Below are 10,769 nucleotides of genomic sequence, written 5' to 3'. Positions count from 1 at the left end.
GGCTTCGGCCTGGGCCAGCCGGCGCGCCTGGTAGCGTAGCTGCAGGTAGGCGTTGGCCGTCTCGGCGGCCACCGACACGCGGGCTTCGTGCCAGCGCGCCTGGCTGGCGGTGAGGCGGGCTTCGGCGGCTTCCTGTTCGCGGGCGATGCCGCCAAAGAGATCAATCTCCCAGTTGGCCATCACCGAAGCCTGGCGGGTGGTCTGAAAAGTGGTGGGGCTGCCGAAAGTGAAGGCGGCGCGCTTGGCGGCAAGGCTGCCGTCCACCGTGGGCAGCCCCGCCACGCCGGCGGCCACCGCGTCGGAACGGGCCCGCACGATGCGGGCGCGGGCCTGGGAAAGGGTGGCGCTTTCACGCTCAGCGGTGTCGATCAGACTGGACAGCACGGGGTCGCCGAGTTGGCTCCACCAGTCGGTGAGGGCTCCGAGCTGGCCACCGTGGGGCAGGGGGGCGTGCCAGGCGGCGGGGGCGGCCAGGGGAGTGGGCTGGTAGTCGGGGCCCACCCGGGGCAGCAGGGAACAGGCCGGCAGGGTCAGCAACAGGCTGAGCAGATAAATGGGGCGCATCAGATCGCGTCTCCACACGTATTGCGTCGGTGCGCTTCGGCATCGATTGCGCCGGACGCCCAGCCGGCCAGACGCTCGGCCAGCACATCAATGGATTCGGGTTTGGCGACCAGTTCGGGGCTGACCTGGTCCACCAGGTCCTGGGCGACGAAGAAGTGCATGGCCATGCCGAGCACGGCGTGGGTCAGGCGCAGGGTGTCGGTGTCGGGGCTGTCCAGGCCGAGGCGCCGGCTGATCAGCAGGTTCATGTTGCGAAAGAGATCGGCCAGATCGTCGTCCATCTCGGTGCCCATCACCCCGCTGGGTTCCACCAGCTCGCGGAAGTGCAGGCGCATTACCAGGCGGATCAAGGCCCCCTGCTTGAGGGGATGCAGGAAGTTGAAGAAGAAGGCCGCTAGCGCGGCGTCCGGATCCAGGGCGCCAGTCGCGGGGTCGGGCAAGCAGTCCCGCGCCTGCAGGATGTCCGGCGCGGCCGTGGCGTCGCAGAAGGACTCGCAGAACACCGCCCGGTACAGGCCGGGCTTGTCGCCGAAGTAGTAGCTGATGGAGCCCAGATTCACCCCGGCCGCATCGGCGATCTCGCGGGTGGATGTTTTCTGGTAGCCCTTGTCGGCAAAGAGCTGCAGCGCCGCCTCCAGCAGGCGCCGGCGTGCCAGCGCGCCATCGCTGCGGGTCGGGGTGTGGCCGGGTGGGGGAACGGTCATGGGGAGCCCTGTGCCATCGGGGGGTTTTGGTCAAACGACTGAGTTAAGTTAGTCGATCGACTGAAATAATGCAAGACGTTCGATGAATGCATCCCGTGGTGATGGCCCGTGGACACCGGGACGAGCCAGCAAGGGGACAAAAATTGATTGCTTTCCGACTAATCGAAACGGCCGGAACGGCCTAGCATGATGAGCGGCTCGTCATGTCGTGAATGGTCAACCAATAGGAGTGTCTTCCATGCACCAATTCATCAAGTACTTGATACCCTTGTCTGTGCTCGCTTCGTCCCCGGTCCTGGCGGAGTCCTTTCAGCTCGCGAGCACGGACATTGCCCATGGCAAGTTCATGAGCAACGCTCAGGAGTTCCAGGGCTTCGGTTGCAGTGGCGGTAATATGTCTCCCCAGCTCTCCTGGCGTGGCGCCCCCAAGGGCACCGAAGCTTTCGCGGTGTTTGCCTATGATCCCGACGCTCCGACCGGCAGCGGTTGGTGGCATTGGCAGCTCGTGAATATTCCGAAGGACGTCGCCAGCCTGGCCGCCGGTGCGGGCGATGCGGGCAAGGACATGACGCCTGCCGGCAGCCAAAGCATCCGGAACGACTACGGCATGACCGGTTTTGGCGGCGCCTGTCCACCGAAGGGACATGGTGTGCACCGCTATCAGTTCACCGTATTTGCGCTCCCCGGGAAGCTCGACTTGCCGAAGGACGCTTCGTCCGCCCTGGCCGGTTACATGGTGCGTGCCAACGCGCTCGCGTCGAGCACCATCGAGGCCTTGTACAAGCGGGATTGACGGCGCGGCCCCCACCGGCGCATTGAATGACGAGGCCATGAAAGCACTGATCGATCTTGCAAAGAAAATCACGGAAGAGCACAGCCCTCTGCCGTACTCGGTCGTGTCATCACTCAAAGAGCAGCGTATCTCCAATGCGCCGGTCATCAAACCGCTGCTGATCTTCGTGCTTGCCGGCGTCAAGCAGCTGGGAAAGGACGGAAACATCGTGTGCCCCAGCGGGACTTTCCTGTTCCTGTCCAGTGCGCCCGATATCGACATGCGCAATGTCCCGGATGGCGAGTATTGCGCCTTGCTGGTCGAATTCGATCACAGTGACTTCGACCAGTTTCGGAGCTGGTCTTCCGGGGGCCGTCCGGTTCATTTCCAGGGGGCCATCGACGGGATACTCGAGAAGGCCTTGCAGCAGTTCATCGAATTTCCGGCCTATGCACCGCCGGCCTTGTGGAGCGCGAGAAAGCAGGAGTTGCTCCGGCTTCTGTATCTACTGGGCCACGAGCAGGTGGGCGCCATCGTCGAGCGCCCCGGCGTCAGCCATCGCCTGCACGACATGGTGATCGCAGATGTCCAGGCGAGCTGGACCATGGGCCGGTTCGCCAGCAGGATGGCCATCAGCGAGCCGACCCTGCGCCGGAAGCTGAAGGCCGAAGGCATCGGCATCAAGACCATTGTCAGCCGGGCAAAGCTGGGTTTCGGCCTGCACCTCGTGCAGACGACACTCGAGCCGATCGGCCGCATTGCCGAGCGCTGTGGCTATGCCTCCCAATCGCGTTTCACCGACCGGTTCAAGGCCCTGTTCGGCGTCACGCCCACCGATCTCCGCAAGACCCGCTTCCAGGACTGATGGGCGTCCGGCGGTCGATGGCGTAGAGGCTTCAGTCGGGTCATCGGGATAGGGGGGAGTAGAGGCGGGTGCCGCTCCGGTGTGTCATACGGGTAAAGAAATGTCGCCGGCGACCGATAAGCCCACAGATTTTTTACATCGGTGCGTCAGGCGAAGTGGGTATTTCCACAGCATGGCAGCTCCCATATGCCAACAAGAACTCGGAGTGTCCGTGATGCCCTTCCGGCGCAAAGCTTTCCTTTTTGCCCTTGGCGCCCTGCTCTGCCCGCTCCTGTCCCACGCCGTCGATCTCCAGGGGCTGGAGTTCACGGGTTCGGGCTTCATGACCCTGGCGGCCGGCCGCGTCTTTGGCGGTACCCGCGATGCGGCAGTCGACCAGGGCTTCCATTGCCCTTGCTTCATCTCCGATTATGCCCAGCGCGGCGTTTACGAGGCGGGCCACTGGCAGCCGGGCCGGGCTCCAAGCTCGGCCTGCAGGGCAGCGTCAGTGCTGCAGATGGTCGATTCAGCTTGACCGGTCAGGCCGTCTCCCGCGGAGCCGCCAACGGTGCGGCGAATCTGGAGTGGTTGTACGCCACGGTGGAGCTGTCCGGCAATCTGACGGTCCAGCTTGGCCGCAAGCGACTTCCGCTGTTCAGCTATTCGGAAGCCCAGGATGTTGGCTACGCTTTGCCATGGATCCATATCCCGCCACAGCTATATGGCTGGGAAGTGGTCAACTATGATGGCGGCAGCCTGGTCTGGCGTGACCAGTGGGCGCAGTGGAACGGTACCGTGCAGGTCTTCGGAGGCAGTGAGACGCGCAAGGACAGCGGCTTCTGGCGCATCTACAACGGCCGCAGCTCACGTACCGATGTGCGCTGGTCCGACATCCTCGGTACCGAGCCCAGCGTCAGCCGGGAGTGGTTCTCGGCACGGGTCGTGCGCATCCAATCCCATACCCAGAACAAGCTTGTCTCCCTTGGCGAGACGAGCTTTTCCGAGCGCAAGCGGCAGGTCATCCATGGACTCTCCCTGGGGGCCGACGTCGACAACTGGTTTGCCCGCGGCGAGTTCCTCTACATCGACCGCCGCGACGACTACGGCAAGGACTACGCTAACCTGCTGGCCATCGGTTACCGGCACGGTCCCTGGCAGCCACTGCTGTCCCGCGCCATCTATCGGCAGCGGCTCAACAGCGACAGCGTGCCCGAACGCCATGGCACCTGGTCTGCAGGGCTGCGCTACGATCTGACCGACGACAGTGCCATAAAGGCCCAGCTTGATCTCTGGAACGACAGGACCGCACCGGGCTAAGGCAGCATGCACGGCGATGCCCGCCAATTTACCGTCAGCTACGACAGGGTGTTCTGATGCGCCTCTCCAATCTTCTTTGCCGACTCCGGAAAACGCTCCCCCGTGCACTTGCGCCGCTGCTGCTGTTGCTCGCAGCCCACGCCGCCATCGCCGAGGAAGAGATGGTGGTCATCACCAATCCGGAGAACGCCAACGTCATCGACCGCGCCTATGTCATCAAGGTGTACACCGGTGCAGTCAAGGGATGGCCGGATGGCTCCCCCATCTTCCTCCTCGACTATGGCCAGGACAGCGAGTTGCGCAAGATCTTCTATTCCAAAGTGATTGGAAAGAGCCCCGCCGCCATGCGGGCCATCTGGTCCCAGAACATCTTTACCGGCAAGGCCATGCCGCCTCGGGTCACCCAGGAGGACAACGAGATGAAGCGCATCGTGGCTGGCAACCGCAATGCCATCGGCTACATCCGCGCCTCCCAGATAGACCGGACCATCAAGGTGGTCGATAGGTAAACGCGTCATGAACAAGCCGGGCACCGTCAAGACCCGGGTCTGGCAGGATGAGTCGCGCCTCGCCACGGTCGTCACCTGGATCGCCACGACCACCGCGTTGATCGTGGCGCTGGCGGCGCCGCTCGGCTACTTCCTGCTGTCCCGCGAGGCTGAACTGCGCGACGCCGCCATGGCAGCGCGCCTGCATGCAGCCTTCGTCACCCAGCTAGTCAGCGCCAGCCCCGACGATTGGCGGCAGGATGTGGGCGGCCTGCTGGAGACCGACCTTGCCCCCAGCGATGTGCCGGAGCAAAGGCGTGTGGAGGATTCCGCCCATCACCTGCTCGCGACCGCCGGCGCTGTGCTCCATGGGCCGGTGGTCGAGCGCGCCGCACTGGTGACGGGGCCGGAGGGGCCGGTGGGGGCGGTGGTCATCGCGCGTTCCCTGAAGCCCATCCTTACACAGACTGGCCTGGTGGCCCTCCTCGGTGTGGCCCTCGGCCTGAGCATCTACGGTTCCCTGCGGGTGCTGCCCTTGCGCGCTCTGAGGCGCACCCTGGCGGCATTGCAGCGGGAAGAGAGCAAGGCCCGCGAGGAGGCCGAGGAACATCTGCGGGTGGTGTTCCAGAATGCGGTTGAAGGCATTGCCATCCTCACGCCGACGCATCTCATCACGTCGTGCAACCCGGCGATGGCACGCATGTTCGGTCACCCCATCGAGGCCGTGCCGGGCATGCGCATCACCGACCTGCTGCGGCCCGTTCCCGGCCCCGACGGTGCTGCCGCCCTTCTTCCGGGACAGGGTGAGACCATCGCGTTTCGTGCCGGCGGGGAGTCCTTTCCGGTGGAAATGAGCGTCAATGAGACGCGCCTTGCCGACCGCCCCCATCTGATTGCCATCCTGCGTGACATCACCGAACGCAAGCAGGTCGAGCGGCGTCTCTCGTACATGGCCAACTACGATAGCCTGACCGGCTTGCCCAACCGCAGCCTGTTCCGCGAGCGCCTTGAACGGGCCATGGATCGTACCCGGCGCAGCGGACGGCAACTGGCGCTGATGTTCCTCGATCTGGATCGTTTCAAGAACATCAACGACACCCTCGGCCACGAAGTGGGGGACCAGCTCCTCAAGCATGTGGCCAACGCCCTCACGGCGAACCTGCGCAGCACCGACACCGTGAGCCGCAATGCCGAGGACGAGTCCGAGAGCATCACCGTGTCGCGCCTTGGCGGCGATGAGTTCACGGTGCTGGTGGAGGACATCATCAATCCCAACGCGGCGACCCATGTGGCCACCCGCATCCTCGCCGCCATCGCCCATCCCTTCGAGATCAACGGAGAACGGCTGTACATCTCCACCAGCATCGGCGTCACGCTTTACCCCCATGAGGCGGAAGACCTGGACGGGCTGGTCAAACAGGCCGACATGGCCATGTACCGGGCCAAGGAGCTTGGACGCAATACCTACTTCTTCTACAACGACGAGCTGAACATTGCGATGGCCGAGCGCCACGCCCTTGAAGCGAGCCTGCGGCACGCCCTGGAACGTCAGGAGTTCAGCCTCCATTACCAGCCCAAGGCCGACCTGCGCAGCGGCCGCATCACCAGTGTGGAGGCCCTGTTGCGCTGGGCGCCGTCCGAGGGGCCGGCCATCGGCCCGGATCGCTTCGTTCCGATCCTTGAGGAGATCGGCTTGATCAGCCAGGTGGGCACCTGGGTTCTGCGCACCGCCTGTGCCCAGATCGCCGCCTGGAAGGCGGCCGGATTGCCGGCCCTGCGCCTGGCCGTCAATGTTTCGGCCCACCAGTTCCGCCAGCGCAACCTTCCGGACCTGATCGCCGGGCATTTGTCGGAAAATGGCCTCCTCCCGTCCGATCTGGAGGTGGAGCTGACCGAGAGCATCCTGATGGAGGACAGCGAGCAGAGCCGCGAGATCCTCTCCCGCCTGGGCGCCATGGGTATCCACCTGGCGATCGACGATTTCGGTACCGGCCATTCCTCCCTGGCCTACCTGAAGCGCTTCAATGTCCACACCCTCAAGATCGACCGCTCCTTCATCCGGGATCTGCCGGATGATGCGGACGACAGCGCGATTGCCACAGCCGTGGTCAGGCTCGCGGCAAGCCTGAAGATCCGGGTCGTCGCCGAGGGCGTGGAAACCCGGGAGCAGGCAGCGTTCCTGCGGGAAATGGGGTGCGACGAAATGCAGGGCTATCTGCTCAGCGCGCCGCTTCCGGCGGAGGCGTTTCCTGCCTGGCTGGCCGACCGGGTGGACGGAATGGAAACCACTTGAATCCGGACGCGACCCTTGATTGCGTCGGGCCACCCGGCCCGGCGCACGAGGCACGTCAGCCGGCGCCTTTACATAGTTTGTCCATCCGCTAACGGCACTTCACGGGGGCCGCATCGAGAATCCGTCCCATCGTGCAGGTTCTCCATCCGGGAGGGCCCACGCCAAACGGAGTCATCGTGAATACTTCCAGCCCATTGTGGAAAAAGCGTCTCGTCCTCAGCGCACTGGCCGCGATCCTGCCCCTGTCCGCTGTGGCGGATGGCCGTCATTCGGCGTCTTCCCTGCACGGCCGATGCGACGGGCCGCCGCCCGTGGGGAACGTCGCCATGTATCCGCATCATGAGATGGGGCGGCCGGGCATGCATCCGGGCATGATGCCGCACCTCCCCTTCCTTCATCGTATCGAGTTGAGTGAAGCGCAGCAGGACAAGGTCTTTGAACTGATGACCGCCAACCTGCCCGCCGAGCGGGCCAAGGCCAAGCTTGCCCGCAAGGCCATGGACGATCTGCGCAAGCTGGGTGCGGCTGACGCCTTTGATCCCGTCAAAGCGCGGGAGCTGGCGGCCGCCCACAGTCAGGCCATGGCGGATCTGCTGGTGATGCGGGCAGAGACCGAGGCCAAAGTGCGCGCGCTGCTCACAACCGAGCAGCGCAGCAGGATCGATGCTGCCGAACGTGACGGTGGCGGGCGCTGTGCCCCGTCGAAGCGTTCGTAGCCATGTTTGCAGGGGCCTGCGCGGGCAGGCCCCTGCTCCCCACTGCGGGTTCAGGCCAGATCAAAGCGATCCAGGTTCATCACCTTCGCCCAGGCAGCCACAAAATCGTGGATGAAGCTCTTTTCCGCGTCACGGCTGGCGTAGACCTCGGCAAGGGCGCGGAGTTGGGAATTGGAGCCGAAGACGAGATCCACGCGGGTGCCGGTCCACCGCAGCTCACCGGTGCTTCTGTCCCGACCCTCCAGCACGCCTTCCGTGGTGGCCGACTTCTGCCACCGGGTGTTCATGTCGAGGAGATTCACGAAGAAGTCGTTGCTCAGGGTTTCCGGGCGTTGTGTGAAGACGCCATGGGATGAACGGTCGAAGTTGGCGTTCAGGGCACGCATCCCACCGATCAGCACCGTCATCTCGGGGGCCGTCAGCGTCATGAGCTGTGCCCGGTCCACAAGCATTTCTGCGGACATCTCCTCCAGACCCCTGCGGGCGTAGTTGCGGAAGCCGTCGGCGGCGGGCTCGAGCACGGCGAACGCGGCCACGTCGGTCTGCGCCTGAAGGGCATCCGTGCGGCCCGGCGTAAAGGGAACCTCCACGTCGTGTCCGCCCTTCTTCGCCGCGGCTTCGACAGCGGTACAGCCGCCCAGCACGATCAGGTCGGCCAGGGAGATCTTCTTGCCATCGGTCTGGGCGTCGTTGAAGCCCTGGCGGATGGCTTCGAGCCGGGTCAGCACCTCGGCCAGCTCCGCAGGTTGATTCGCCTCCCAGTCCTTCTGGGGTGCGAGGCGCAGGCGTGCGCCGTTGGCGCCGCCGCGCTTGTCGCTGCCGCGGAAGGTGGCGGCCGAGGCCCAGGCCGTGGTGACGAGCTGCGGGATCGACAGGCCCGAGGCGAGCAGCGTGGCCTTCAGGGTGGCAATGTCCTGGGCGTTGACCAGAGGGTGATCCACGGCCGGTACCGGATCCTGCCAGATCAGTTGTTCCGCGGGCACCAGCGGGCCGAGATAGCGGGAGATGGGGCCCATGTCCCGGTGGGTGAGCTTGAACCAGGCGCGGGCGAAGGCGTCGGCGAACTGGTCCGGATGCTCCAGGAAGCGCCGGGAGATCTTCTCGTAGGCCGGGTCGAAGCGCAGCGCGAGGTCGGTGGTCAGCATGGATGGCGCGTGGCGCCGCGTCGGGTCATGGGCGTCCGGCACGGTGCCGGCCCCCATGCCGTGCTTCGGCGTCCATTGGTGTGCGCCGGCCGGGCTCTTCGTGAGTTCCCACTCATAGCCAAACAGGTTCCAGAAGAAGTTGTTGCTCCACCGGGTGGGGGTGGTCGTCCAGGTCACTTCAAGGCCGCTGCTGATGGTGTCACCCCCTTTGCCGCTGCCGAAGCTGCTCGTCCAGCCCAGGCCCTGCTCTTCGATGCCCGCCGCTTCCGGCTCGGCACCCACGTGCTTCGCGTCGCCGGCGCCGTGGGTCTTGCCGAAGGTGTGGCCGCCGGCGATCAGTGCCACCGTCTCTTCGTCGTCCATGGCCATGCGGGCGAAGGTCTCGCGGATGTCCCGCGCAGCAGCCAGCGGGTCGGGGTTGCCGCCCGGCCCCTCCGGGTTGACGTAGATGAGCCCCATCTGCACGGCGGCAAGCGGGTTCTCGAGCTCGCGTTCGCCCGCGTGGCGCTGGTCTTCAAGCCAGGTCTTCTCCTGACCCCAGTAGATGTCCTCTTCCGGTTCCCAGATGTCCTCGCGACCGCCGGCAAACCCGAAGGTCTTGAAGCCCATGGATTCCAGGGCCACATTGCCGGTCAGGATCATCAGGTCAGCCCAGGAGATGTTCCGGCCGTACTTCTGCTTGATCGGCCATAGCAGACGCCGCGCCTTGTCGAGATTGACGTTGTCCGGCCAGCTGTTGAGTGGGGCGAAGCGCTGGTTGCCCGTGCCTGCACCGCCGCGGCCATCGCTGATGCGGTAGGTGCCGGCGCTGTGCCAAGCCATGCGGATGAACAGGGGGCCGTAGTGGCCGAAGTCGGCGGGCCACCAGTCCTGGGAGTTTGTCATCAGGGCGTGGAGATCCCGGATGAGCGCGTCGAGGTCGAGGCGCTTGAAGGCTTCCGCGTAGTTGAACGCCGTGCCCATGGGGTTGGACCGGGGTGAGTGCTGGTGGAGGATGCCGAGCTTGAGTTGTTTGGGCCACCAGTCGGCATTCGACGGGGCGCCGGCGGTGGCGTGTTTGCGGGCGTGACCCGCGAACGGACATTGGGATGCGGTGTTCATGGTGCTCTCCTCCTGTTATCGGTATGGGACAGGTGACTTGAGTCTAGGGTTGCACCGTCGCTGCATCCAATTGCATTTGGCGATGCACACCATAGCCTCCGGACGCCCGGGTGAATCCCAGGGGAGGCGGCCGTTCCCGCCGGGGTGGCGAAGAGGCCTGTGGGGGCCGGGCTCAGGGGGCCAGGCGCTGCCGTATCCAGCCGCCGCCCTCGGCGAGGCGGTAGGCAATCCGGTCGTGGAGGCGGGAACTGCGTCCCTGCCAGAATTCCCAGTAATCGGGTTCGAGTCGGTAGCCGCCCCAATGGGGCGGGCGGGGCGGATTGAGGCCGAACCGGATACCGTATTCCGCGGCGCGGGCGACGATGGTGCCGCGGCCGGGAATGGGCTGGCTTTGTTCTGAAGCCCAGGCGCCGATGCGGTGGGTGAGGGGGCGGCTGGCGAAATAGGCGTCGGACTCTTCGTCCGAGACCTTGCTTACCCGGCCTTCGATACGCACGACCCGCTCAAGCTCAACCCAATGAAACTGCAGGGCTGCGAAGGGATGAGCGTCGAGTTCGCAGCCCTTGCGGCTGGCGTAGTTGGTGTACCAGACGATGCCGCGGGCATCGAAGCCCTTGATCAGCACGACCCGTGTGGATGGCCGGCCGTCGGCGCCGACCGTGGCGACCGTCATGGCATTGGGTTCGGGTAATTGCTGGGCCAGGGCTTCGCTGAGCCAGGCTCCGAACTGGCTCAGCGGGTCGGTGGCCACGTCGTCCACGTCGAGGCTGCCGCGCTCGTAGGATTTACGCAGGTCGGCCAGATTGGGGGTGTCGCTCATGGGAG

At 65.1% G+C, this 10,769-nt stretch carries 11 protein-coding genes; 7 read left to right on the top strand and 4 right to left on the bottom strand.

Translation table 11 applies throughout. The features are described from left to right. Positions 1 to 564 (bottom strand): TolC family protein (locus J0L98_RS15340; protein WP_296412652.1); only part of this gene is annotated, 564 nt, incomplete at its 3' end. Continuing rightward, complete coding sequence (locus tag J0L98_RS15335; protein WP_296412651.1) at positions 564 to 1,268, bottom strand: CerR family C-terminal domain-containing protein; 705 nt, start codon at positions 1,266 to 1,268, stop codon at positions 564 to 566. The genes J0L98_RS15340 and J0L98_RS15335, both read right to left, overlap by 1 nt. Before the next feature lie 238 nt (positions 1,269 to 1,506). Here J0L98_RS15335 and J0L98_RS15330 point away from each other — a divergent pair, with 238 nt between their 5' ends. From J0L98_RS15330 to J0L98_RS15300, 7 genes are all read left to right on the top strand, one after another. Then, entirely contained in the window at positions 1,507 to 2,061 is a 555-nt protein-coding gene (locus J0L98_RS15330) for a YbhB/YbcL family Raf kinase inhibitor-like protein (protein ID WP_296412650.1), read from the top strand. A 37-nt stretch (positions 2,062 to 2,098) separates the two neighbouring features. Then, positions 2,099 to 2,905 (top strand): AraC family transcriptional regulator, encoded by an 807-nt coding sequence (locus J0L98_RS15325; protein WP_296412649.1) that lies wholly within the window; start codon positions 2,099 to 2,101, stop codon positions 2,903 to 2,905. Between the two features lie 214 nt (positions 2,906 to 3,119). After that, positions 3,120 to 3,419, top strand: a complete 300-nt coding sequence (locus tag J0L98_RS15320; RefSeq protein ID WP_296412648.1) for a hypothetical protein — start codon at positions 3,120 to 3,122, stop codon at positions 3,417 to 3,419. Further along, positions 3,416 to 4,201 (top strand): hypothetical protein, encoded by a 786-nt coding sequence (locus J0L98_RS15315; RefSeq protein ID WP_296412647.1) that lies wholly within the window; start codon positions 3,416 to 3,418, stop codon positions 4,199 to 4,201. Before J0L98_RS15320 ends, J0L98_RS15315 begins: the two co-directional genes overlap by 4 nt. Before the next feature lie 125 nt (positions 4,202 to 4,326). After that, positions 4,327 to 4,710, top strand: coding sequence for a hypothetical protein (locus J0L98_RS15310; RefSeq protein ID WP_296412646.1), 384 nt, complete (start codon positions 4,327 to 4,329; stop codon positions 4,708 to 4,710). 7 nt (positions 4,711 to 4,717) lie between these two features. Next, positions 4,718 to 6,982, top strand: coding sequence for an EAL domain-containing protein (locus tag J0L98_RS15305; protein WP_296412645.1), 2,265 nt, complete (start codon positions 4,718 to 4,720; stop codon positions 6,980 to 6,982). 326 nt (positions 6,983 to 7,308) lie between these two features. Continuing rightward, a complete protein-coding gene (locus J0L98_RS15300; RefSeq protein WP_296412644.1) occupies positions 7,309 to 7,698 on the top strand; it encodes a Spy/CpxP family protein refolding chaperone in 390 nt (129 codons plus the stop codon). A 50-nt stretch (positions 7,699 to 7,748) separates the two neighbouring features. On the opposite strand, the gene katG is transcribed toward J0L98_RS15300, so the two are convergent. Next, a complete protein-coding gene (gene katG / locus J0L98_RS15295) occupies positions 7,749 to 9,944 on the bottom strand; it encodes a catalase/peroxidase HPI (protein ID WP_296412643.1) in 2,196 nt (731 codons plus the stop codon). Positions 9,945 to 10,116: 172 nt separating this feature from the next. Beyond that, a complete protein-coding gene (gene pdxH, locus J0L98_RS15290; protein ID WP_296412642.1) occupies positions 10,117 to 10,764 on the bottom strand; it encodes a pyridoxamine 5'-phosphate oxidase in 648 nt (215 codons plus the stop codon). Positions 10,765 to 10,769: the final 5 nt, after the last annotated feature.

This window comes from Zoogloea sp., assembly GCF_017302315.1.
In the GTDB taxonomy this organism is placed as follows: domain Bacteria; phylum Pseudomonadota; class Gammaproteobacteria; order Burkholderiales; family Rhodocyclaceae; genus Zoogloea.
The sequence above is the reverse complement of the archived record's forward strand: the minus strand, read 5'-3'. Positions and strand labels throughout refer to the sequence as shown.